The sequence below is a fragment of the Prevotella histicola genome (assembly GCF_055385135.1).
This window is the reverse complement of sequence record NZ_AP043793.1, coordinates 63,535-87,801: the sequence shown is the minus strand read 5'-3', so window position 1 is coordinate 87,801 and position 24,267 is coordinate 63,535. Positions and strand designations below refer to the sequence as shown.

The window sequence follows — 24,267 nt, the reverse complement described above, 5'->3', positions numbered from 1 at the left end:
AATAAGTTATTGTACTATCTATCACTATTAAAGAATGTCTTTTCTATCGCGCCTTTAGATATGTTTTAATTAAAAAGCATTACCTTTGCCACCAATAACAATTATATTATTAGGATAATGAAATCAAAGAGATTAATCACAACGGGCTTGGCAATGCTAACGGTAATGTCAGTCTTTGCTACTAACAACGCAGGCGCACAAGACGCAGTGTCAAGCCTTTTAGGAGGAACTATCTCCCTCATTACGTTCATCATATTTGCAGTACTTTATTTTATCTGGTACTTCTTCGTTGCAATCATGGCACGCAAGAGAAACAGAAGCGTAGCACTATGGATTTTCTTCAGCATACTAGGTACACCATTGTTGATGATGCTAATCCTCCTCTGCATTGGTAAAGACGAATCCGCTTACGACAGATATAACAATTAATAACGCACAGAGATAACAAACAATAGGTATATTACATTTATAGACTTACGATTATGACAAAAGAAAAGTTCTTCACCTCAATGGGATGGGTTGGTATGATAACATCAGTATTAATGTATATCTTCTATTTCCCACAAATAGAGAATAACCTCGCAGGACACAAGGGCACCTTCATTCAGCCATTCATGGCAGGTATCAACTGCACCTTGTGGGTTGCATACGGACTATTCAAGGAGAAACGCGATTGGCCATTGGCTATTGCCAACACACCTGGTATCATCTTTGGTTTCGTAGCAGCATTCACAGCACTATAAAGCAAGGTAAAAGCTAAACATATTACCCTCTCTAATCACATGATTAGAGAGGGTAATTGCGTTTATACACGTTAGGAATGACTATGAGAAACGATGATAAATGCCAAAGAATAATACAAGTAGAACCATAAAATACCATATTCTCTCCGTATCTTTGCACCATGATTAAAATTACAGAAGCACGAAAAGAACAGGCGGCAGTGATAGCACGAATGATTATGGAGGCAATGAACCACGAGTGCTGCCAGTGGTTTGCAGGACCAGAACATACGTTAGATGAGTTCCATCAGTTGATGACTCTATTAGTTGAACGAGAGGATTCGCAATATTCCTATCGTAACACACTGGTAGCTATGACGGAGAACAACGAAATAGCGGGCGTATGCGTAAGCTATGATGGGGCTAAGCTCCACGAATTACGCCAAGAATTTATAGACGGGGCAAAGCAGACTTTCGGTAGAGACTTTTCTAACATGGAAGACGAGACGACCGCTGGTGAACTTTATATCGACTCTCTCTGCGTCAGCAACAACCATAGAGGTCGAGGCATTGCAACACAACTTCTCCGTGCTACTATCGAGAAGGGACAACGCATGAACCTACCAACAGGACTATTAGTAGACACTGGCAACCCGCAAGCCGAGCGCCTCTACAAGCGCATAGGCTTCACGTTTGTAGGTGAGAACACATGGGGCGGACACCCAATGCGACATCTACAGAAACATAACTCATAAGCGTCCCTCTTTGTTTCAAACCTTGAGACTATATGTTTAGAACCCTGTTTGCGCTTTTTGTCTAATAGGTTTCCGAATTCTTTCTCACCCGTTCTCCATTCCTTTCTCATGCGTCTTACATCTTTGAGTTCCGTATCTTTTCTTATTTTCACCATGGTGAAACTATTGTGTCACCATGGTGAAACTTGTGTCTCATCATGATGAGACTAACTTTATATACGTGTGTCAATGATGCGCAACACGTGAGAAAGGAATGGAGAACGGGTGATAAAGAATGCTGGAACAGGTGGAACACGATTCGCAAACAGGTGAGAAAGACTGGACGAGCCTGTCACAAATATCAGAACAACCATGAAATCACCTTATTTATTTGCCTATCTCTCCCCTTTATAGTATCTTTGCACGCGCAATAGGTTCATTAACATTACATGATTAAAAAGGGAAAACGGTGAGATTCCGCTACTGTCCCGCAGCTGTAAGTTGTCTGTCACAGGTAAACATAAGCCACTGATAGCGAATGATTGGGAAGGCGTTTACCTTCTTTTGGATAACAAGTCAGAAGACCTGCCATTGCAAGTCATTGCATCCCTCGAGGAAAGGCACTGCATAGAACCATTATGATACATTATAAGAAGATGAGGCAACTGGCTTCTTTCTTACTGTTGTTATGTCCTTTGAGTATGGCAGCACAAACCATAACCAATGATTCCACACAGACAATAGACGAGGTTGTGGTTAAAGGCTTCCGTATTCCTAGGAATGTATTGGCAAGTACACCGATACAGACACTGTCACACACGGATATGGAGCGTCTCGGCATCCACGACATGGGCGATGCGCTGAAACGGTTTGCTGGTGTACAGGTGAAGGACTATGGCGGTGTAGGCGGTATGAAGACGGTTAATATTCGAGGCTTAGGGGCTGGACACACGGGCGTCACGTATGATGGAGTACAGGTGGGCGACTGCCAGAGTGGACAGGTAGATCTCTCCCGCTTCACGCTTGACAACGTCTCACTCGTCAGTTTGCAGATTGGACAAGAAGACAATATCTATCAGAGTGCAAAGGCTTATACCTCGGCAGGACTCATCAATATCAGTACGTTACAAGGCGTATCCGACCGCAAGCCACACCTCACAACGTCGCTGCGCACGGGTAGCTATGGTCTCTTTGCACCCTCCCTACTTTATCATCAACAGCTCTCACGTTTGGGGATTGGCGCATACACAAGCTACGAAAGGGCTGACGGAGTTTACTGGTTCACGCTAAAGAATGGTATCAAGACCATCCATGAGCGTAGAAACAACAGTGACATAAAAACATGGCGAGGCGAACTGAACATGAGCTATCAGCTCACGGATAAGCAGACATTGCAGTGGAAGGCTTACGGCTTCACGTCAAACAGAGGATTGCCAGGGGCTGTCATCTATGACAACACTTACTCTGCAGAACGTCTGAAAGATAAGAATGTCTTTACACAAATGCTCTATGAGAACCTATTTAGCAATCGTATCAAGATGAAAGCGGCTGCTAAATGGAATTACGTTTGGTCACGCTACTCTGATATACCTGCCAGTGGATATAAAGAAGACACCTACCGACAGAACGAGACTTACCTAACAGCGACGCTGTGGACAAATCCGTTGCAGGGATTAAACCTTTCTTTCGCACAGGATTATGCGCATAACCATCTATCCATGACGCTGCCGAAAGCTGCTAACCCAACCCGCAACTCACTGTGGACAGCCTTAGCAGCCAACTATCAGATAGGTTCTTTCAGTATCAATGCATCTCTTCTCGCAACGAATATCTACGAACGTGTAAAACAAGGGAACGCTTCGAACGGATTTCACAGACTGTCGCCTGCCTTCAGTATGCAGTGGCGTTGCCTGCAAGACTTCCGCCTCCGCTTTGGATATAAGGACATTTTCCGTACTCCAACACTCAATGAACTTTATTATACGGGTATTGGTAACCGCCATCTGAACCCAGAGAAGTCACGCATGTGGAACCTTGGTGCCACTTACTCGCACACCTTTAATCGTACACTCCAGCTTTCCTTGACCGCTGATGGGTATTTCGGCAACGTCACCGATAAGATTATTGCGGTACCAAAGATGTTCTATTGGCAGATGATGAACGCTGGGAAGGTGCGCCAATTAGGGCTGGATGTATCAGCAAACATTGAGAAGAAATGGGGTAATGATTGGTCCGTGAGTGCGACAGGTAGCTATAGTCTGATGAAGGCAACTGATATCAGCAACCCAACAGCCGTCTATTATTGTAATCAGATAGCTTATACCCCACGCCATTCGGGTTCAGCAAGCGTCTTACTACATACTCCTTGGCTCGATTTCAGTTATAATGTTTTGTTCATGGGCGAACGATATACGCTGAGTTATAACATTCCAGACAATCGTATGAAACCATTTACTGACCATAGCATAACGCTCTCGCGGGAGTTCAAACTCAATAAGCAGCAATTACGAGTACAGTTTGATGCGCGCAATCTTGGCAATAAGAACTATGAGGTCGTACGTTTCTATCCAATGCCAGGCACCAACTGGCGACTGTCTGTAAGCTGGGAACTTTAAGCAAGAAACATAACCACAATAAAAGGATTAAACCAAAATTAATTATAAACAAAACAATGAAGACAATGAAAAAGAATCTACTTGCGTTAGGCATTATCCTCATGTCTGCGCTCACTTTCACCGCTTGTAGCGATGATGACGACATTAATGTTGGTAAACAACCAGAGGTATCAACCACAGACGTCTATGTTTCTTGTGCCGGTAACTGGGGCGCAAACAATGGTACTGTTGGTATTCTTGATTACAATATTCAAGCTCGTCCAACAGCACCTTTCGTATTCCAAGATGCTTATAAGGCACAGAATGGTATTGGTATCGGTGATGCACAAGACTTAATCGTATTCCATGATAAAGTAGTTGTTGCTTGTACGACATCATCAAAAATAGAAGTTTTGAACCGACAAGGGAAAGTTGAACAGACCATTAAGCTCCACAACGTTGAGCCACGTTACTTGGCTACAGATGGCAAGTATGTTTACTTCTCTGCCTATAGCGGTAAAGTATATAAGATGAATCCTAACGACAAAGTGAAGCCACTGGTCGACTCTGTTGTTGTGGGTGACCACCCAGAGGCAATATCAATTACGAATGGTAAGCTATATGCAAACCTTTCAAACCGTAGTATAGCAAACACTGGTAAGTACTTAGCAGTAGTAGACCTCAACACATTCCGTAATCCAAAGAATATTGAGGTTGGGCTTAATCCTTACAATCAGAACATTGCTGCCGGTAATGACGTGTTTATCGTGTCTATGTTTGATTATACAGAGAAGCCATTAGTACAGAAGATTGACACAAAGACCAACAAAGTGACACAACTCTTTAATGCTACTGCCATTGCATACAGTGCTAAGAAGAATGCGCTTGTCTGCCTCTATGCTCCTTACGGAAGCGATGATAAGAGTTTCTTCTTCTATGACTTAGCTACAGGTCAGAAGACTAATCTCGATACGACAGGGCTTCACAGTCCTCAACAAGTTAATGTTGACAAGTGGGGTAACATCTATGTTATAGACACTCCAGATTATAATTCTCCAAGCGAGGTCTTCTACTATTCACCAGAGGGCAAGCTTATCCAGGGTAACATCATCGTTGGAATGAGTGCACAGAATGTACGCTTTGCCAACTAAACAAGTACAATAACAAAACCGGGTGATTCCAAATATTGGAGTCACCCGGTTCTTATATTATGTAAAACTCGTATAAGCCTTTTTATACTGCTAAATGTTACAACGGAGTTGTGAAGATAAACGTACGGATAACCCAATAAAAAAGGATACCGCAGAGGTAACCCAAGAAAGCTAACCACGAAATCTTCTTCATATACCAACCAAAGGTTATCTTCTCCAGTCCCATTACGACAACTCCAGCTGCGGAACCAATGATAAGGATGGAACCACCTACACCAGCGCAATAAGCCAAGAGCTGCCAGAAGATACCATCTACTGCCATGTCGCCTGTTGCCTGAACCGGATACATACCCATGCTACCTGCAACAAGAGGAACATTGTCTACTATAGAGGAAAGCACTCCGATTATTCCTGTTACAGCATAATGATTACCTTTAAAGAAACTGTTCAGTCCGCCACCAAGTTCATGTAATACTCCAACTTCCTCAAGGCAGGCAACAGCCATAAGAATACCAAGGAAGAAGAGAATCGTTGACATGTCGATACGACTCAGTAAGTTAGAAACACGCTTTGAGAACTGAATATTATCTCCTCTCCTCCTATGCATATGGCGATAGAATAGTTCGGTAACTGACCATAAGATTCCTAATACCAACAAGATTCCTACAAATGGAGGAAGTTCCGTCAGATAATGGAAGAGCGGAACAAAGCACAGACCACCAACACCAATAGCAAATATAAGCTTACGCTGTAGGGCTGTGAATTCTAGAACAACCGTATCACCCATTAAGTCGGTCCCCATATCATCATACTCAATATTCCCTTTCAAAACTGTCTGAAGCAGAAGAGCAGGGATAATCATGGACAACAAAGACGGTATGAAGATCTCGCTGATGACACCACCTGCTGTTATCATACCAGCATTCCACAGCATAATGGTTGTAACATCACCTATTGGAGAGAATGCACCACCAGAGTTTGCTGCAATGATTACCAACGAAGCATATATCATTCGGTCTTTCTTATCATGGACAAGCTTACGAAGAATCATTACCATCACTATACTTGTTGTTAGATTATCCAAGATAGCTGACAAGAAGAAAGTCATAAATGCAATCTTCCACAGTAGACTTCGCTTTGTCTTAGAATGCATTACGTTCTTTACCCAGTTGAAACCACCATTTTGATCAACAATCTCCACGATAGTCATAGCTCCCATAAGGAAGAAGAGTGTCGTTGCTGTATCGCCGAGATGCTCGGTGATTAACGAGTTCACAAACGATAATACTTGCTCACCTGTCCCCTTAAAATCGGGGTGCATAAGTTGTACAAACGGTGCGGGGTCTACCATATAAAGAACCCAGCAGAACACAAACATCAACAAAGCTATTGCAGCCTTATTGATTTTTATCAAACTCTCCATAGCTATAAAAGCATAGCCCAAGACGAAGACGACGATAATTCCAATTGTTAGTGTAGACATTATTTTATAGTTTCGATTTATTTTATAGTGCACAAAGGTAAACAAAAGATATGAGTTAACATAGATAGAATAAGAATTAATTGGGATAAAAAGCTTACATTCAGCAAATTTGTAGTACATTTGTGCCAAAACTAAGAGTTTAAACATGAACAAGCCACACATAAAGGTTGTATGTGCAATCATCAAAGATGGTGAGAAAGTCCTATGCACACAAAGACTTCGCAAAGGACCAGACTACATTTCAGAGCATTGGGAGTTCCCCGGTGGAAAGGTTGAAGCTGACGAAAGCAAACAAAAAGCTCTGCAACGTGAGATTCTTGAGGAAATGGATTGGAAGATACAAGTTGGTCCTCAGCTTGCAGAAATGGAGTATGAATACCCTGACTTCTTTATCCATCTTACAGCATATAGTTGTACTGCACACGATAAGAACTTCAAACTTTTTGCACACATTGATGTCTGTTGGCTGAAACCTGATGATTTTCCACAACTTAACTGGGCTGCCGCTGATGCAGAACTCATCAAGCTAATATGGTAGTTCACACCATCCTGGATTACAAACATCCATTATATAATATAATATCTCAGCTCTTTATAAGAGCCATGATTTTCCCTTTTCTGAAACAATGAACGAAGAAATACAGAATTTAGTCAACCAGCTCAATGCTGCGTCAGATGCGTATTATAATGGTCGTGAAGAACTCATGACTGATTACGAATGGGATGCTGCCTTTGACAAGCTTAAGAAATTAGAAGAAGAAACGGGCATTGTACTGGCAGATTCACCAACGCAGAATGTCTCTGCCGATGATGTTGCTGGTCAGAAAGAGGAACATGAGTTCCCCGCTCTGTCACTGGCTAAGACCAAGAAAGTAGCTGATCTGGCTAAATGGGCAGAAGGAAGGCCTATCTGGCTTTCATGGAAATTAGATGGATTGACACTGGTCGCCACATATGATAATGGTAAGCTGACCAAGGTTGTCACACGTGGCAACGGGCATATAGGTACGAATATCACTCGCTTAGCTCCTGCCATTGACGGCATTCTCCCCACCATTAAATATAAGGGACATCTCGTTATCCGTGGGGAAGCGGTCATTAGCTATCCTGATTTCGAGCAATTCAACATGGAGTCAGAAGAAGAGTATGCCAATCCTCGTAACCTTGCATCAGGTTCTTTGACACTGAAGGATATCAATGAGGTTAAAGAACGTCATCTACGTTGGATACCTTTCACACTTGTTTATGTTGAGGAAGAGATTATTTCATGGGGAGAGCGGATGGCATGGCTCGAACATCAAGGCTTTAAACCTGTTGACAGAGAATGTATAGAACAACCTAATGCGGCAAACATACAATCTGTAATCAACCTCTGGACAGAACGTGTTACAGGCGAACAAACTTCCCATTCATCGGACTCAAACCATAAAATAGTCAGATTCCCCTACCCTGTTGACGGATTAGTCATCACATACGACGACACTGCATATGCAGCAACAGGCTCTGTTACGGGGCATCATGCTACACGCGCTGGCTATGCTTTTAAGTGGCGAGATGAGAGTGCTGAAACAGAATTAGACCATGTTGAATGGTCATGTGCAGCATCAACAATCTCACCTGTCGCCGTATTTCGTCCTGTAGAACTGGAAGGAACTACTGTCAAGCGTGCTTCTCTCTGTAATATCTCCGAGTGTGAACGATTGGGCATTGGTGATAAGGGAACAAAGATTGCCGTTATCAAAGCTAATAAAATCATCCCAAAGGTTATCAATGTAATAGAACGAATAGGAATATTCCACATTCCTGAAACATGCCCAGTATGCCATTCTGCAACAGAAGTAGTTGAAAGTGAGGTTAGCGGAACACGTACTTTACATTGCACAAACAGCCACTGCCCTGCCAAGCAGCTGAAGAAATTCGGTCGTTTCGTATCAAAGGAAGGTGTGAATATAGATGGACTATCTGAACAAACTGTACAAAAATTTATAAACCTAGGATGGGTTTGTGAATATGCAGACTTCTTCCACCTCAAGGAACATGCTCCTGAACTGCGTACTATGGAGGGATTTGGGAATAAGAGTGTCAGCAATCTACTAACAGCTATTGAGAAAGCACGCAATGTGGAAGCACGTCGACTACTGTTTGCTCTCAACATTCCACTCATAGGACAAGACGTTTGTAATCGTTTGTTATCAGCTTATCCGTTGGAGGAACTTATCAAAACTGCAACAGAAAGTATCTCTGATGACGTCTTCTCTACCATTGCTGGTATTGGACCAGAGAAAAGTACAAGCTTCGTTCGCTGGATGAAGGATGAAGATAACCACGCCATGCTACATAATCTGTTGCCCGAACTAAATATCAGTCAACAATCATCAACCCCAACAGGTAGCAGTTGTCAAGGATTGACGTTTGTCGTTACAGGTGATGTACACCACTATAAGAACCGCAACGAACTAAAAGCTTACATTGAAAGTCAGGGTGGTAAGGTCACTGGCTCTGTGTCAAAATCCACTAATTTCCTTATTAATAATGATGTGGAAAGTACCTCGGGTAAGAACCAGAAGGCAAAAGAACTTTCTATTCCTATCATCTCTGAAGATGAATTCATTGCTCGCTTTACACTCTCTAATACTGAAAACAAAGATAAAAAAGAGGAGAACAATGAGCCTTCACTCTTCTAAAAACAGCCATAACCCGTCGAATTTAAATAATCAAACATACAGAATCATGAGACAAACAAAAAGAATCCTAACTATGATTACGGCAGTCCTCTGCCTTTTCATGCACCCTATCATCGGCTATGCACAGGAGAAGACGAATGGGAACAGTAAAAACGCAGAGAAGAAGGGACACAGTAAGATCCTCATTGTCTTCTTCTCACACACAGGAGAGAACTATGCCGTAGGCAACATTGAGGTTGGCAACACAAAGATGGTAGCTGACTACATTCGAGATGTGACCGGTGGTGATGAGTTTGAAGTGGTAAGAGAAACTCCTTATCCTAAGACTTACAAGGAAGTAGTAGAGGTTGCGAAAAAGGAAAGATACGGCAAAGAATATCCTCCGTTCAAAGGAAAGGTCAACAATATTGATGATTATGATGTTGTATTCCTTGGTGGTCCAGTATGGATTCATAGCTATCCCCAGGTGATGTTTACTTTCATGAAGCAGTATGACCTCAGTAAAAAGACACTTATACCATTCCTAACACATGAAGGAAGTGGCTTGGGTTACGCTGTCCAGGATATAAAGAAGATTTACCCAGATGCTAATATCCTCAGTCCAGAGGCTTTCTATGGACATGAGGTTCGTACAGATATGAGTAAGGTTAAAGCGTGGTTAGAGACACTGGGATATAAGAAATAAATAGACAAGAGTAATCTATAAGCAAACGAAGAGATATGGTTATCTGATTAAAAGGCAGCCCTTCTGAAACAGTAAAGGTTAAACTCTGAAACAGGAGTTCAACCTTTTTTATATGCCTATAACTATCAAAAGAGAGGCAGAGTATACTATTCATGTGAAGGAGACGCAACCCTTTACAAAGTGTTAAGCCTTCCGCACTACTGGTGTTTACCAACAACTCCATAGGTGCTGAGCATCAACTCCAATGGTGCTAGGCTGCAACACATATAGAATCTATCCTTAACCGTAACATACATGGCTTACACAAAGAAGCCACATCAGTTCCCTTGTCAGAGAAAAGATGTGGCTTCTACCATTTATATTAACGTAAAATTACGTTTGCTTTAGAATTATCAATCTGTCAGCTTATTTATTTCTGAATACCAATCCGTCACCAAAGCAGTCAATGATAACAGGGTTCTCGCTGTTGACAGAACCAGAGAGGAGTGACTTACTGAGGTCATTCAGTACGTAACGTTGGATAGCTCTCTTCACAGGACGCGCACCAAACTCTGGGTCATAACCAACTTCCGCAAGATAATCAATAGCAGGATCTGTCCACTGAAGGTCGACACCTTGTGCTCTTAAGATCTCTTTCACACGCTCAAGTTGTAAACGAACAACACCACCTATCTGCTCCTTCGTCAATGGCAAGAACATAATTGTCTCATCAATACGGTTGAGGAACTCTGGGCGGATAGTCTTCTTCAGCATATCCATGACTGTTGTCTTAGCCTTACTGATAACCTCTTCACGGTTCGTATCATTGAGTTTCTCGAACTCCTGTTGGATAAACTGTGAACCAAGGTTTGAAGTCATGATAATGATTGTGTTCTTAAAGTTCACCGTACGCCCCTTATTATCTGTCAATCTACCGTCATCCAATACCTGTAAAAGGATATTGAACACATCAGGATGTGCTTTCTCTATCTCATCAAAGAGCACAACAGAGTAAGGTTTACGGCGTACCGCTTCTGTCAACTGACCACCCTCATCATAGCCAACATACCCCGGAGGTGCACCGATAAGGCGGGAAACACTGAACTTCTCTTGATATTCACTCATATCAATACGCGTCAACATAGACTCATCATTGAAGAGATAATCAGCCAAAGCCTTAGCAAGCTCCGTCTTACCCGTACCAGTTGTACCAAGGAAGATGAATGATGCAATAGGTTTCTTTGGATCTTGAAGACCTGCACGAGAACGACGTACGGCATCAGCTACAGCAGTGATTGCCTCATCCTGTCCAATGACACGTTTATGAAGTTCGTCCTCCAAATGGAGCAATTTATCCTTTTCACTTTGCAACATACGTGTAACAGGGATACCAGTCCAACGACTTACAACCTCAGCAATGTCATCAGCAGTAACTTCCTCACGTACCATGGCATCTCCACCCTGTGTTGCTTGCAATTGCTTCTGAATGTTCTTTATATCGTCCTGCAACTCTTTCAGCTTTGAATACCGAATCTCTGCAACACGCTCATAGTTACCTTCACGCTCAGCTCTGTCAGCCTCATACTTCAGATTTTCAATCTCTTGCTTGTCCTGCTGAATCTTGTTAACCAGTCCACGTTCGCCTTCCCACTTTGCTCGGAAGCTATGTTCCTGTTCCTTGAGGTCGGCAATATCCTTGTCAAGCTGTTTGATTTTCTCTGTATCATTCTCGCGTTTGATAGCCTCCCGCTCAATCTCAAGTTGTTTCAAACGACGTGTTATCTCATCCAGTTCCTCTGGTACAGAATCACGCTCCATACGCAGTTTCGCTGCAGCCTCATCCATTAAGTCGATGGCTTTATCAGGAAGGAAACGGTCAGATATGTAACGTTCAGAGAGTTTTACGGCTGCAATACAAGCATCATCTTGTATACGTACTTTGTGATGGTTCTCATAACGCTCCTTCAATCCACGCAGAATAGATATAGCATCAAGCTCATCAGGCTCATCAACCATTACTGTTTGGAAACGACGCTCCAATGCTTTATCCTTCTCAAAGTACTTCTGATACTCGTTCAAGGTTGTTGCACCAATGGCTCTTAGCTCTCCACGAGCCAAGGCTGGCTTCAGAATGTTAGCAGCATCCATGGCTCCTTCGCCTCCACCAGCGCCAACCAGTGTGTGAATCTCGTCTATAAAGAGAATAATATTGCCCTCCGACTTCATCACTTCATTAATAACGCTCTTCAAACGTTCCTCAAATTCACCCTTATACTTAGCACCTGCCAAAAGTGCACCCATATCAAGCGAATAGAGTTGCTTATCTTTTAGATTCTCTGGAACATCACCTCGTACAATACGCTCAGCCAATCCCTCAACGATTGCGGTCTTACCAGTTCCTGGTTCACCAATAAGAATTGGGTTGTTCTTCGTACGACGAGATAGAATCTGCAGCACACGACGAACCTCTTCATCACGCCCAATCACAGGATCAAGCTTTCCTGCACGTGCATCTTCTATCAGGTTACGTGCAAACTTCTCCAATGATTGATAGTTCTCATCACCGCTTTGCGTCTGAACTTTCTGACCTTGGCGCAAGTCATTGATGGCCGCTGTCATCTCTTGCTCTGAGCAACCCGCATCCTTTAAAATACGACTTGCAGTTGAATTGACTGCCAATAAAGCAAGCAACATAGGCTCTATGCTAACGAATTCGTCACCAAACTTCTGTGAGATATCCATTGTACGCTGCATCACCTGGTTACTTTCTGACGAGAAATATGGCTCTCCGCCACCTGAAACCTTTGGTAAATGCGCTATTTCATTCCCAATAGTACTCTCTATAGTCTGTATATTGACGCCTAATTTCTGGAAGACGTAAGAGACAACATCCTTACCTTTGTCCATTACACCAGCTAATAAGTGCAACGGTTCAATAGTCTGCTGACCATTTCGCTGCGCTATATTCACTGCGCTTTGAACTGCTTCCTGGGCTTTTATTGTAAACTTATCAAATGTCATATATATTAATCTCCTATTCTTTTATTGTTCTTATTTTGTTTTCTTACCACTCTCTATCAAACTATATACCCATCAACGCCTTGCGACAATATGACAGTTCAGGTAGACAAAATGTCTTAATTTGTGACATTCCACAATATATTTGACCATGATTCTCAGACATTATAAGGATGACAGCATACCCTTTTAGTCGTAAGGAGTCATGTGGAATAAGGTCGTAGAAAACCTATACTAACAAAAGGGTCGACAGTTTTTGAAGAACTGTCGACCCTTTTGTTGTAAAAGCCTTAATAAATGAAAATATACTCTGAAGAGCTAGTTCGCTAAAAGCTATCGTTTGACACGTACACCTTATTATATTATACTCCTTCGAGCTCTGGAACCAAGCCCTCAATATATTTACATAGGATACTGATGCCCTTCACATTCTCTCCACCCTGCGGTATGATAAGGTCTGCATACCGCTTCGTAGGCTCAATAAACTGTTCGTGCATGGGTTTGAGAACCTCAAGATAACGCTCAACAACCATAGAAACTGTACGACCACGATCAATCGTATCACGCTGAATATTACGTATCAGACGCTCGTCAGGATCACAATCTACGAAAATCTTAAGGTCCATCATGTCACGCAAGCGCTTATTACTTAATGCCATAATACCCTCCACAATAATGACAGGCTTCGGTTCTACATGGATAGTCTCAGGCAAACGATTATTGAGAATATAACTATAGGTCGGTTGCTCTATGGCATGACCATTACGTAACTCATTTACTTGTTTAATTAATAGCTTCCAATCAAATGCATCAGGATGGTCAAAATTGATTGCTTTACGCTCCTCTACTGTTAAATGAGTCGTATCATTATAATAAGAATCTTGAGGGACTACAGCTACATAATGGGGAGGAAGGCTCTCAACAATTTTCTTCACTACAGTGGTCTTACCAGATCCTGTACCACCGGCAATACCTATAATAGTTATCTTATCTTCCATATTTTTATGAGTTTAAGGAGTTGAAAAGGATTACTACGTGAACTAAAACAAAGTTACTAAACATACATAACTATCCTATCCTAGTCATCCAATAATCCAACTTCACTCAACATCTGTTTGTAATATTCTGCTTTTTTCTCCACTTTCATAGGATAGGCACGACTGCTACTGGGCTCTCGATAAAGTCGAATCGTTCGTCCTTCGAATGTAAATTCCTTATAATCTCCCATCTGCATCTTACGAGCATCAATCTGATAATGGTCTGTAAACACCTTCGTTGCCAGCTGTCCTGCAGCCAAAACTGCCTTACATTGAGGCAGAACACGAAGCATATGATCAAGATCAGCGGGCTCTACTATCTCCAAATCCTTATCTGAAGCTGTACCCGTTGTACGCCGAATACGCAATGCAGTGTCAAAGATTGCAATGCCCTTATCTTTTAAAAAGGCTCTAAGCAAATCAAGTTTATAGGTTTTATTAGCCTCATCCACAAAATACTTCTTATCCTCGAAGAACACATAACCAAATATTCGCCACATATCATTGGTATAGTTTGGATAATACCATTCCATACACCAGCGTTTCGGTGCCGGTGGAAAAGTACCTAAAAGCAGCAGCTTTGCATTGGACGGCAACCAAGGTTCAAAAGGATGAGTCTCTATATCCATTATCTTTTGAGAGAGTTTTAATTAGAATTCCAAAACTTCAAGGAGTTTAATTATTTGTTCTGACTATTCTATAGTTAGTCATTACCGTTCCTTAATGAAGTAAGCAACAACAGGGAGGTGGTCAGAGTAGCCATCCAGCCAAACTCCTCCAGCCGTAGTACGTTTCGTATTCCCTTTATATTTACCAGCCTCCTGGAACAAATAATCACGTCGGAAGATCTGATTCTTCCAGAACTTCAATTCAGAATAATCCTTCTCACCATTCTTATTAAGAAGGTTCGGAGTCATAATAATTTGATCAAAGAGATTCCACTTACCCTGATACTGAAGAGTACCAGTGCCCTCTTTCACCAAAATATTATACCAAGGATTATACATATCATCAGGACCAACCTCACTAATCTCAGGCTTAGCAGACAAGCACTCATACATACTCTTGTTCGTTGGATCATCATTCATATCACCCATCACAAGAACCTTTACTTTAGGGTCTTGACGCAGAAGAGAATCTTTCAGAACTTTTATCTGCTTACCACCCAACTCCCTATAGTAAGAGCCAGCTCCACGACTTGGCAAATGACAAACAATTACAGTAACATGTTCACCGGCTAACGTGCCACTTACTGTGAGAAAGCCACGTGTTGCTCGCGTACTGTCTTGCGGAAGATCGTAGACATAAGGTACCAGCTTCGAATCACGAACTGTAAAGAGCTTTGGATTGTAAATCAAAGCACAATCAATTCCACGATGATCAGGACCCTCTATATGTACATACTTATACCCACGAGCTGCCAAAGCGGGTTGGGAGATAAGGTCATGCATTACATGATCATTCTCAACCTCAGCCAATCCAATTACAGCACAACCAACATTCGGCAAAACATCTGTCCCCATTTCTGCCAACACTGTTGACATATTACGTAATTTGTGGGAATATTTCATCTCATTCCAATGGTAACTTCCATTAGGAGTAAAGTCATAATCATTCTTCCCTTCATCATGTACACAGTCAAAAAGGTTCTCCTGATTGTAGAAACCTATTGCATAAACAGAGAACTTTTTTTGCGCAAATGCAGATGCACTAAGGATGAAAACGCACGCAAGAACAAATAGTTGTTTCTTCATTACTTTATCAAATGTAATTGTTTGTAATCTAAAATCCTGAGCAACCTCTTCCATTTTAAGGAGAGAGAATTGGCTTTGCAAATATCGGTAATTAATCCGACATTTAGGCATCTTTCTCAAAAAATTAATCAAAAAGCCTTTCTTTTTTAAAATTTATTTCGTTACTTTGCACTCAAAGTATAACATATATTAATATAACTAATTATGCAGAAAAAGCTGACACTTGCCGTCTTGGCGCTATGCAGTTCATCAATGCTATTTGCACAGAACACAAATACAAAGATGAGCCAGCAAGAACAGACTGCCAACACTATGGATGAATCGGCATTCACCTTCACTGAAGCGCAGCTGGGTGAAGACAATGATATGAATGATAATGTCACGATTCTTAACTCTAATAGTAACGTCTATGCTTCACAAGTAGGATTCTTGTATTCTCCAATGCGCTTCCGCTATCGTGCACTAAACCAGAAGTACAATGATATTTACATCAATGGAGCAGCAATGAATGACATGGAAAGTGGTCAGTTCCGCTACTCTATGGTGGGTGGTATCAACCAACAAACACGTAATGTAGACTTTTCTTTGCCTTTTGAGAATAATAATTTCTCTATGACAGGATTAGCTGGGAGCAACAACTATGATTTCCGTGCAGGATCAATGGCTGCTGGGCACCGTATCACTCTTTCTGCTGCTAACCGTAATTACACGCTTCGCGGTATGTACAACTATGCTACAGGATTTAATGCCAAAGGATGGGCTATTGCTGCTAGTGTAGCTTATCGCTGGGCTAACCGCGGTTATGTTGAAGGTACTTTTTACAATTCATTATCTTACTACTTTGGTGTTCAAAAGAAATGGAATAATGGGCATTCATTAGCTTTATCAACATGGGGTAACCCTACAGAACGTGCTTCACAAGGTGCAAGTACAGATGAAGTCTATTGGCTCGCCAATAATTACCAATACAATCCCTATTGGGGATACCAAAATGGGCACAAGCGTAATAGCCGAGTGGTAAATGATTATGCCCCATCTGCTATACTAACATGGGACTGGGATATCAATAAGAAGATGAATCTCACAACGAGTCTCTTCACTAAATACTCAATGTACAAGAGTACGAAGCTGAATTATAATAATAGCGATAATCCACAACCAGACTATTGGAAGAACCTTCCAAGTAGTTACTTCGATGTATGGAACGAGAACGATACACGCTATCGCACATCACAGGCATACTCTGATTGGAAGACAGCTGTTGCGTGGTGGGGCAACAAGGAGAATCGTCAGATTCAGTGGGATCGCCTTTATTATGCTAACCGGCAAGCTGCAGCAAATGGACAAGATGCGCTCTATTATCTCCAGGCTAAGCATATTGATAATCTAACAACAACCTTATCATCAACACTTACCAATCATATCGGCAAGAATAAGGTTTTCAACATTGGTATCACCCTTGGTCAGAACTTCGCTCATCATTATCAAACAATGGAAGACCTACTAGGTGCGAAAAGTTTCCACAATGTAAATACTTACGCTATTGGAACCTATGCTGCTAATGACCCACGCATACAATACGATCTAAATACTATGGGAACAAAAGGTTTAGGCAATCTTGTATACGAAGGGGATAGGTTCGGCTACGACTATAATATTAACGTTCGTCGTGGGCAACTATGGACAAATTTTTCACAGACATTTAGTAAGATATACTACATGGTAGCTGGGAAAATAGGCTATGATGACATATACCGTATTGGGCACATGCGCAATGGAATGTTCGCAGACAACTCTGCAGGAAAGAGCAAGCATGCTAATTTCTTATCAGGTGGATTGAAAGCAAGTACGACCTGGACAATTGGTGGGGGAAATGTTCTCTCTATTGGATTAGGGTATGAACATCGCGCACCAAACGCAAGCAATGCCTTCGCTTCACCAGAAATGAACAATGACTTTGTACTAAACCTTCACAACGAACGTATATTCTCAAGCGAACTCAGCTATCAATACTCTGGTAGTTGGCTACATGCTAACCTAAGTGGCTATTACAACCACATGACACATGTAACAGAATGGCAGAACTTCTACTTCGATGATGCAAACTCCTTTACTTATGTCAGCATGACAAACATGAACAAGAACTACTATGGAGTAGAGTTAGGACTTGATTTCAAGATCAATAGCTTCCTCAACTTCAAAGCTTTAGGGACTTGGAGTGAGGCTAAGAACACAAATAATGCAGATGTTATCTATATGAACTCAACAAAGAGTACATATAATAAGGATGTGGTTTACAACAAAGGTATGCACGAAGCAAGTACTCCTCTAAGTGTTTATAGTGGTATTCTGAGCTTCCACAAGGCAGGCTGGTTTGTAGATCTTAGCGGGAACTATTACGATCGGATATATCTTTCATACGCACCAAGTCTTCGTTACGGTAACACACTGCGTACAATGGGTACAGCACTGGGCGGAATGGATGCCGATGGCAACTATACTCCATATGCACAAAGCGAAGGAAAAGGCGGATTCATGCTTGATGCCTCTATTGGCAAGAGCCTTTATTTGCGCCATGGTAGCCTTTCTATCAACTTAATGATTACCAACTTACTTAATAATCAGAAGATTGTAAGTGGAGGATATGAGCAAAGTCGTAGCAATTATACCGTCAACAGAACTACAGGTGCAGCAACAACACGTGCTTATGACTTCTATCGTAACCCTAAGAAATACTACGTCAACGGTATCAATGGTATGTTGAATGTTGCATACAAGTTCTAAAACTAAAGAATAAAAATAGATTATGAAGAAAATTAAATATTTAATAATAACAGCTGTCTGTGTACTTTTTGCTTCATGTATGGGGGACAGTTACGCTGGGATTGACGAAAATGCGCCAGTTCCTTATGGCAATAATGAGTTAACAGAGACCAATGTTATAACGATTGCACAACTGAAAAGCGACTACGCGACATACATTGCTACCGACTATCGTGATGGTCAAAGTTTCGCCAAAGTAACTGATGATGTGAAAATAAAGGCTATCGTGACAAGTTCAGATGCTCAAGGTAATATTTATCAAGAGCTAGCTTTGCAGGATGCAACTGGTGCTATCATCGTGAGTGTAGCACAAGGCGGACTTTATGGTCCATTACCTGTTGGTACTGAAATATTAGTTAGCTTAAAGGATCTTTACGTAGGTAACTATGGGAAACAGGCCCAGATCGGAATGCCGTCAAAGAATGCCACTGGGGCAGATGTTATAGGGCGTATCAGCCGTGCCACATGGGATCAACATTATAAGATATTGTCTACAGGGCATATAGTAGAACCAACATTATTTGCAACAGGTACGAATCCTACAACATGGAATCTTGACACAGATGGTGGAAAGCTCGGCATTATTCGTAATGTAAGTTTTAAAAGTAGTAACAACTCTAAGGCTACTGACACATTTGCAGATCCAAACGGTGGCGCAGGTAGTGTAAGTTGGACTTTAAATGAACAAGATGGAAGAAAAGTTATCGTATATAACAGTAACTTTGCAGACTTTGCTAACGCTAAAGTCCCAACAGGGAAGGTTGACATTACGGGGATTATCAAGCGATTCAACAACCAATGGGAAATCATTATTCGTTCTCTAGACGACATCAAGGCAGTTGAGAAGGTTGACCCATTCAAGGGACTCCCTGGCAAGGGTGATGGTACACAAGCTAATCCTTTGGACATTACACGTGCATTGGCTTACGCTAAGTTGAACAAGAAAGACCCCAACACTTACTATATCAAGGGGGTTATCTCACAGATTGATGAGGTTTCGACTCAATATGGTAATGCTCGTTACTACTTGTCTAACGATGGTTCAACTACTGACCAGCTACAGGTGTTCCGTGGCTTGTACTTGAATGGTGATAAGTTCACTAACCCTTCACAGATTAGTGTAGGCAAGAAAGTCCTCATCCTCGGCACTTTAGATTACTACGAACCTACCTCAAACCCACAGGTTGGACGCAACAGTAAGATCATCTCTATTAATTAATAAGACAAATAACTAAACAAAATATGAAAAAGATTATTTATTCGATGATGGCATTGGCTTTCTCTGCCGCAGTCTTCACCAGTTGCGAGGATGTTCCTGCACCATACCATATGACATTTGAAGACAGTAACGTCACTCCTACGCCACAACCAACAACAGACTTAAACACAGAAGCAACTGCATGGACAGTTGCTGAGGCTGTCCAAAAGATACAGGCAGGACAGACGTCTAATGGTGAAGCATACGTAAAAGGTGTCATCTCTGCTGTAACATTCTATGATGCAAATCACAAGAGTATTACATATTACCTCTCAGACAATGGTACAGATCAGACTTTACAGGTATACTCAGGCAAAGGACTAGATGGTGCTGACTTTGTTGCAAGGACAGATCTACAAGTTGGTCAGACTGTTGTTGTGAAAGGTAACCTCAAGTCTTTCACGAACAAACAGGGACAGACTATCATGGAAATAGATAGAAGCAGTAAGATCATTACTATCAACAATTCCGTTAGCCCTACTCCACAGCCAACAACAGACTTGAACACAGAAGCCACCGCATGGACTACTACAGAAGCTGTCCAAAAGATACAGGCAGGACAGACGTCTAATGGTGAAGCATACGTAAAAGGTGTCATCTCTGCTGTAACATTCTATGATGCAAATCACAAGAGCATTACATATTATCTCTCAGACAATGGTACAGACAAAACCTTACAGGTATTCTCTGGTAAAGGAGTAGATGGTGCTGATTTCACTGCAAAGACAGATTTACAAGTAGGTCAGACTGTTGTTGTGAAAGGTAATCTAAAGTCTTTCACAAACAAACAGGGCCAAACTATCATGGAAATGGATAAGGGTAGCAAGATTATCACTATCAACAACTCCGTTACTCCAACTCCACAGCCAACAACATCTGCACTTGAAGCAAAGTTTGATACAGGTATGGACAACTTTACTATCAATAACATTACCATTCCATCTGACCTCACCTTTGTGTGGAAACATGATGCCAATAAAAAATATATGAAGGCATCATCATTTAAGAGTAACGTAAACTATGCAGCACAAAGTCGTTTAGAATCACCAACATTTAGTCTTACCGGAAGGACATCAGCCACTTTAACATTCCAAGTTGCAGCAAACTACTTCACAACAGCAGCAGACAACTTTAAAGTACAAGTATCAACTAACGGTACAACATGGCATGATGTGCCTGTCTCTACATATCCTGCAAAGGACTGGAAGTTTGTTACTACAACATGTGACCTGTCTGCTTATGCTGGACAAAGCAATGTCCGTATAGGTTTCCTCTACACTTGTGATGGAACAAATGCCGCTGGTACATGGGAAATTAAGAACATAGAAGTAAAGTAAAAAACAATATGAAATATTTGGCAGGGTGCAGAATTATTCGTAATTTTGCACCCTGTTGAGTATATACCCCTTTTACATTTAGGGGGAAAACAGAGACAAGTACATTATTAACAAATAGATAATAACAAAATGAAACAAGGTATTCATCCAGAAAACTATCGCCCCGTCGTATTTAAAGATATGTCCAACGGCGATATGTTCCTTTCAAAGTCTACATGCAAGACTTCAGAGACAGTGGAGTTTGAAGGCGAAACTTACCCAGTGGTAAAAGTCGAAATCTCAAGTACCTCTCACCCATTCTATACCGGTAAGAGTAAGCTTGTCGATACAGCAGGTCGTGTTGACCGCTTCATGAGCCGTTACGGTAAGTTGAAGAAGTAATCGGTAAATATCTTTCGATTTAAGACATACAAAGTGCGGACAGACGTAGTTGCATATACGTTTGCCCGCATTTTTTATTTATTCTACAAAACATAGAATTTTACAATACAAACAATGAAAATAAGAATATCAGTCTTCACTACACTCTTTGTATCCTTTATTGCCTCAATTATGTTTATTTCCTGCAACGAAAATGATACAGACAACGGCACTTATGGACAACAAAATGGGCAAGCGAACAATACTAATTCAAACATACTGATACCCAATTATGACACACATCGTTTGGAATTTCCAAAAACAAAAGGTGGAAAGAGTATTATTATCACTCACAAGCTGAAGAATGGGGAGGTGAACTATAGTGTAGAATGGGACGCTGAACTAAAATCAAACCGATGGACTTGTTATGAATTATACAGCAGTAACCGTAAAGGCGGTGCATCAAGGTGGAAAGCAAAAGACGGAGAACTTCAATACCCCTTTGACCCTTTATTGCCCATGGATAGCTATTTCGTATCCGATCACTTTTGGGGATCTGGTTATGATCATGGTCATCTTTGTCCTTCAGCCGATCGATTGAATACGGATGAGGCCAACAAACAGACTTTTTACATCAGCAATATGCAACCTCAACTATCTAAGTTCAATGGAAGTGATAAGCGAGGAGGAATATGGTTGACTATGGAGAATAAGATGAGATCCTACATTACGAATGGTACAACAGATACTCTTTTCATCTGTCGTGGCGGTACCATTGATTCACCCGCACTCATAAAAGAATACAGAAGAGATCGTTTCATCATTCCAGGATACTTTTTTTCTGCAGCATTATTAAAGTATAAAGTCAAAGGACAAGGAGATTGGCAGTACAAAGCCATAGGGTTCTGGTTCAAACACGAAAATAATCAGAAGCAATCACTTAAACCATATGTGGTTAGCATAGCTAAATTAGAACAGCTTACTGGTATAGATTTCTTCTGCAATCTACCAGACAACATCGAGAACAATGTAGAGAATAAGACACCAGAACAGTTGGAATTAATCTGGAATATACAATAAGCAACTTCTTTTAAAAGCACATTACAAGAAATTACAAAGGCCTTGTAGAACTATTACAAAGGCCTTGTAGAACTATTACAAGGCGTCTGTAATAACATTACAAAGGCCTTGTAATTTTTTATATATACCCTTTTAAGATCAAAAATATCACTATGAGCATTCTTAAAGGACGTAAAAACGAAGATTTTGATTAGTATTTTTCAGAATTTATAAGTACCTTTGCCATGTAGCAATATGTGTATTTAGATAATGACAAAAGAGATACTATCATACACGCTATCAGTCAATAAGAGAAGAATACTGAATGAAAGAATTTATCATATCCGAAGTCAAGACAGAGACAGCTATCCTCGTTGGCCTTATAACCAAGGAACAAGATGAGGCTAAGACCAAGGAATACCTTGACGAATTAGAGTTTCTTGCTGATACAGCAGGTGCCACCACTGTTAAACGATTCACACAAAGAGTGAATGGGCCGAGTGCTGTCACCTATGTTGGGAAAGGAAAACTCGAAGAAATAAGAGAATATATCAAACTCAAAGAGGACGAAGAAGACCCTATAGGGATGGTCATCTTCGATGATGAACTATCTGCAAAACAGATGCGTAATATCGAGCAAGAACTTGGCGTAAAGATATTAGATAGAACTTCTCTCATCCTCGATATCTTTGCTATGCGTGCTCAGACAGCCAATGCAAAGACACAAGTAGAACTGGCACAGTACCGATATATGCTTCCACGCTTGCAACGTTTGTGGACACACTTGGAACGTCAGGGTGGTGGTTCAGGCTCGGGCGGAGGCAAAGGATCCGTAGGTTTACGTGGACCAGGTGAGACTCAGCTTGAAATGGACCGTCGAATCATTCTCCAACGCATGTCACTTCTGAAGCAACGCCTAACAGAAATTGACAAACAAAAGGCCACTCAACGCAAAAATCGTGGTCGTTTGATTCGTGTTGCATTAGTTGGATACACGAATGTTGGTAAGTCAACTATTATGAATCTTTTAGCAAAAAGTGAAGTGTTTGCCGAAAATAAGCTCTTTGCAACATTAGACACCACGGTACGTAAAGTCGTTGTAGAGAACCTTCCATTCCTATTAGCAGACACAGTAGGATTCATCCGCAAACTCCCAACGGACTTGGTTGAATCCTTCAAATCAACTCTTGACGAGGTTCGTGAGGCTGACCTTCTTGTACATGTCGTTGACATCTCCCATCCAGATTTTGAAGAACAGATACAAGTTGTCAACCAAACGTTGGCAGAATTAGGCTGTGCTGACAAGCCTTCCATGATTATCTTCAATAAAATAGACAACTATCATTGGGTAGAGAAAGAAGAGGATGATCTCACTCCTGCAACGAAAGAAAACATAACTCTTGATGAATTAAAGAAGACATGGATGGCTAAAGAGCATGATAATTGTCTCTTTATTTCAGCCAAACAAAAAGAGAATATTGAAGAATTCAGAGAGGTACTTTACAAGAAAGTACGTGAACTCCACGTCCAAAAGTACCCTTATAATGATTTTCTCTATAACATTGAAGAACAAGAGACTCTAGATTGAT

20 protein-coding genes and 1 riboswitch are annotated in these 24,267 nt (G+C 41.3%); of the genes, 14 read left to right on the top strand and 6 right to left on the bottom strand.

The features are described 5' to 3' along the window. Positions 1–117 precede the first annotated feature (117 nt). The 3 genes from ACZ48L_RS00325 (at position 118) to ACZ48L_RS00315 (ending at position 1,477) form a co-directional block, all read left to right on the top strand. Complete coding sequence (locus ACZ48L_RS00325) at positions 118–429, top strand: hypothetical protein (RefSeq protein WP_025791605.1); 312 nt, start codon at positions 118–120, stop codon at positions 427–429. 53 nt (positions 430–482) lie between these two features. Then, the gene (locus tag ACZ48L_RS00320; protein ID WP_025791604.1) at positions 483–743 is read left to right on the top strand and encodes a membrane protein; all 261 of its coding nucleotides are present in this window, start codon (positions 483–485) and stop codon (positions 741–743) included. A 161-nt stretch (positions 744–904) separates the two neighbouring features. Beyond that, positions 905–1,477 (top strand): GNAT family N-acetyltransferase, encoded by a 573-nt coding sequence (locus ACZ48L_RS00315; protein WP_025791602.1) that lies wholly within the window; start codon positions 905–907, stop codon positions 1,475–1,477. A 212-nt stretch (positions 1,478–1,689) separates the two neighbouring features. Here the strand turns inward: ACZ48L_RS00315 and ACZ48L_RS00310 are convergent, their stop codons facing one another. Then, a complete protein-coding gene (locus tag ACZ48L_RS00310) occupies positions 1,690–1,830 on the bottom strand; it encodes a hypothetical protein (protein ID WP_199897296.1) in 141 nt (46 codons plus the stop codon). 40 nt (positions 1,831–1,870) lie between these two features. Beyond that, positions 1,871–2,063: riboswitch (cobalamin riboswitch) on the top strand. Positions 2,064–2,094: 31 nt separating this feature from the next. Here ACZ48L_RS00310 and ACZ48L_RS00305 point away from each other — a divergent pair. Continuing rightward, positions 2,095–4,071, top strand: a complete 1,977-nt coding sequence (locus tag ACZ48L_RS00305) for a TonB-dependent receptor plug domain-containing protein (protein WP_278546884.1) — start codon at positions 2,095–2,097, stop codon at positions 4,069–4,071. A 65-nt stretch (positions 4,072–4,136) separates the two neighbouring features. After that, positions 4,137–5,201, top strand: a complete 1,065-nt coding sequence (locus tag ACZ48L_RS00300; RefSeq protein WP_025791601.1) for a YncE family protein — start codon at positions 4,137–4,139, stop codon at positions 5,199–5,201. Between the two features lie 97 nt (positions 5,202–5,298). Here the strand turns inward: ACZ48L_RS00300 and nhaD are convergent, their stop codons facing one another. Beyond that, entirely contained in the window at positions 5,299–6,684 is a 1,386-nt protein-coding gene (gene nhaD / locus ACZ48L_RS00295) for a sodium:proton antiporter NhaD (protein WP_025791600.1), read from the bottom strand. Between the two features lie 145 nt (positions 6,685–6,829). Between nhaD and ACZ48L_RS00290 the strand changes: the two genes are divergently transcribed. The 3 genes from ACZ48L_RS00290 (at position 6,830) to ACZ48L_RS00280 (ending at position 10,053) form a co-directional block, all read left to right on the top strand. Then, positions 6,830–7,222: a (deoxy)nucleoside triphosphate pyrophosphohydrolase gene (locus tag ACZ48L_RS00290; protein ID WP_025791599.1), complete on the top strand. Its 393-nt coding sequence runs from the start codon at positions 6,830–6,832 to the stop codon at positions 7,220–7,222. Between the two features lie 88 nt (positions 7,223–7,310). Next, entirely contained in the window at positions 7,311–9,368 is a 2,058-nt protein-coding gene (gene ligA, locus ACZ48L_RS00285; RefSeq protein ID WP_025791598.1) for an NAD-dependent DNA ligase LigA, read from the top strand. Positions 9,369–9,414: 46 nt separating this feature from the next. Continuing rightward, positions 9,415–10,053 (top strand): flavodoxin, encoded by a 639-nt coding sequence (locus ACZ48L_RS00280; protein ID WP_025791596.1) that lies wholly within the window; start codon positions 9,415–9,417, stop codon positions 10,051–10,053. A 405-nt stretch (positions 10,054–10,458) separates the two neighbouring features. Here ACZ48L_RS00280 and clpB read toward each other — a convergent pair whose 3' ends face one another. From clpB to ACZ48L_RS00260, 4 genes are all read right to left on the bottom strand, one after another. Further along, positions 10,459–13,053 carry an ATP-dependent chaperone ClpB gene (clpB, locus tag ACZ48L_RS00275; RefSeq protein WP_464721988.1) on the bottom strand — a complete coding sequence of 865 codons (2,595 nt, stop codon included), beginning with the start codon at positions 13,051–13,053 and terminating at the stop codon, positions 10,459–10,461. A gap of 359 nt (positions 13,054–13,412) precedes the next feature. After that, positions 13,413–14,048 (bottom strand): uridine kinase, encoded by a 636-nt coding sequence (gene udk / locus ACZ48L_RS00270; protein WP_025791594.1) that lies wholly within the window; start codon positions 14,046–14,048, stop codon positions 13,413–13,415. A gap of 80 nt (positions 14,049–14,128) precedes the next feature. After that, positions 14,129–14,716 carry a uracil-DNA glycosylase family protein gene (locus tag ACZ48L_RS00265; RefSeq protein WP_025791593.1) on the bottom strand — a complete coding sequence of 196 codons (588 nt, stop codon included), beginning with the start codon at positions 14,714–14,716 and terminating at the stop codon, positions 14,129–14,131. An 81-nt stretch (positions 14,717–14,797) separates the two neighbouring features. Continuing rightward, complete coding sequence (locus tag ACZ48L_RS00260; RefSeq protein ID WP_219450959.1) at positions 14,798–15,841, bottom strand: endonuclease/exonuclease/phosphatase family protein; 1,044 nt, start codon at positions 15,839–15,841, stop codon at positions 14,798–14,800. A gap of 204 nt (positions 15,842–16,045) precedes the next feature. Between ACZ48L_RS00260 and ACZ48L_RS00255 the strand changes: the two genes are divergently transcribed. From ACZ48L_RS00255 to hflX, 6 genes are all read left to right on the top strand, one after another. Then, complete coding sequence (locus tag ACZ48L_RS00255; RefSeq protein WP_025791591.1) at positions 16,046–18,625, top strand: porin family protein; 2,580 nt, start codon at positions 16,046–16,048, stop codon at positions 18,623–18,625. Positions 18,626–18,647: 22 nt separating this feature from the next. Beyond that, on the top strand, positions 18,648–19,883 hold the full coding sequence (locus ACZ48L_RS00250) for a DUF5689 domain-containing protein (protein WP_219496657.1): 1,236 nt from the start codon (positions 18,648–18,650) through the stop codon (positions 19,881–19,883). Between the two features lie 23 nt (positions 19,884–19,906). Beyond that, positions 19,907–21,259 carry a choice-of-anchor J domain-containing protein gene (locus tag ACZ48L_RS00245; RefSeq protein WP_025791589.1) on the top strand — a complete coding sequence of 451 codons (1,353 nt, stop codon included), beginning with the start codon at positions 19,907–19,909 and terminating at the stop codon, positions 21,257–21,259. 129 nt (positions 21,260–21,388) lie between these two features. After that, positions 21,389–21,640 (top strand): type B 50S ribosomal protein L31, encoded by a 252-nt coding sequence (locus ACZ48L_RS00240; protein WP_008822211.1) that lies wholly within the window; start codon positions 21,389–21,391, stop codon positions 21,638–21,640. 114 nt (positions 21,641–21,754) lie between these two features. Then, positions 21,755–22,699: a DNA/RNA non-specific endonuclease gene (locus ACZ48L_RS00235; protein WP_025791587.1), complete on the top strand. Its 945-nt coding sequence runs from the start codon at positions 21,755–21,757 to the stop codon at positions 22,697–22,699. Positions 22,700–23,003: 304 nt separating this feature from the next. Beyond that, positions 23,004–24,266, top strand: a complete 1,263-nt coding sequence (gene hflX, locus ACZ48L_RS00230) for a GTPase HflX (protein WP_025791586.1) — start codon at positions 23,004–23,006, stop codon at positions 24,264–24,266. The last annotated feature ends 1 nt before the right edge of the window (position 24,267 follow it).

What these genes read in the sequence shown, in the direction of transcription:
- ACZ48L_RS00325 (WP_025791605.1), top strand. Translation starts at nt 118, where the DNA reads ATGAAATCAAAGAGATTAATCACAACGGGCTTGGCAATGCTAACGGTA.
- ACZ48L_RS00320 (WP_025791604.1), top strand. Translation starts at nt 483, where the DNA reads ATGACAAAAGAAAAGTTCTTCACCTCAATGGGATGGGTTGGTATGATA.
- ACZ48L_RS00315 (WP_025791602.1), top strand. Translation starts at nt 905, where the DNA reads ATGATTAAAATTACAGAAGCACGAAAAGAACAGGCGGCAGTGATAGCA.
- ACZ48L_RS00310 (WP_199897296.1), bottom strand. Translation starts at nt 1,830, where the DNA reads ATGGTTGTTCTGATATTTGTGACAGGCTCGTCCAGTCTTTCTCACCTG.
- ACZ48L_RS00305 (WP_278546884.1), top strand. Translation starts at nt 2,095, where the DNA reads ATGATACATTATAAGAAGATGAGGCAACTGGCTTCTTTCTTACTGTTG.
- ACZ48L_RS00300 (WP_025791601.1), top strand. Translation starts at nt 4,137, where the DNA reads ATGAAAAAGAATCTACTTGCGTTAGGCATTATCCTCATGTCTGCGCTC.
- nhaD (WP_025791600.1), bottom strand. Translation starts at nt 6,684, where the DNA reads ATGTCTACACTAACAATTGGAATTATCGTCGTCTTCGTCTTGGGCTAT.
- ACZ48L_RS00290 (WP_025791599.1), top strand. Translation starts at nt 6,830, where the DNA reads ATGAACAAGCCACACATAAAGGTTGTATGTGCAATCATCAAAGATGGT.
- ligA (WP_025791598.1), top strand. Translation starts at nt 7,311, where the DNA reads ATGAACGAAGAAATACAGAATTTAGTCAACCAGCTCAATGCTGCGTCA.
- ACZ48L_RS00280 (WP_025791596.1), top strand. Translation starts at nt 9,415, where the DNA reads ATGAGACAAACAAAAAGAATCCTAACTATGATTACGGCAGTCCTCTGC.
- clpB (WP_464721988.1), bottom strand. Translation starts at nt 13,053, where the DNA reads ATGACATTTGATAAGTTTACAATAAAAGCCCAGGAAGCAGTTCAAAGC.
- udk (WP_025791594.1), bottom strand. Translation starts at nt 14,048, where the DNA reads ATGGAAGATAAGATAACTATTATAGGTATTGCCGGTGGTACAGGATCT.
- ACZ48L_RS00265 (WP_025791593.1), bottom strand. Translation starts at nt 14,716, where the DNA reads ATGGATATAGAGACTCATCCTTTTGAACCTTGGTTGCCGTCCAATGCA.
- ACZ48L_RS00260 (WP_219450959.1), bottom strand. Translation starts at nt 15,841, where the DNA reads ATGAAGAAACAACTATTTGTTCTTGCGTGCGTTTTCATCCTTAGTGCA.
- ACZ48L_RS00255 (WP_025791591.1), top strand. Translation starts at nt 16,046, where the DNA reads ATGCAGAAAAAGCTGACACTTGCCGTCTTGGCGCTATGCAGTTCATCA.
- ACZ48L_RS00250 (WP_219496657.1), top strand. Translation starts at nt 18,648, where the DNA reads ATGAAGAAAATTAAATATTTAATAATAACAGCTGTCTGTGTACTTTTT.
- ACZ48L_RS00245 (WP_025791589.1), top strand. Translation starts at nt 19,907, where the DNA reads ATGAAAAAGATTATTTATTCGATGATGGCATTGGCTTTCTCTGCCGCA.
- ACZ48L_RS00240 (WP_008822211.1), top strand. Translation starts at nt 21,389, where the DNA reads ATGAAACAAGGTATTCATCCAGAAAACTATCGCCCCGTCGTATTTAAA.
- ACZ48L_RS00235 (WP_025791587.1), top strand. Translation starts at nt 21,755, where the DNA reads ATGAAAATAAGAATATCAGTCTTCACTACACTCTTTGTATCCTTTATT.
- hflX (WP_025791586.1), top strand. Translation starts at nt 23,004, where the DNA reads ATGAAAGAATTTATCATATCCGAAGTCAAGACAGAGACAGCTATCCTC.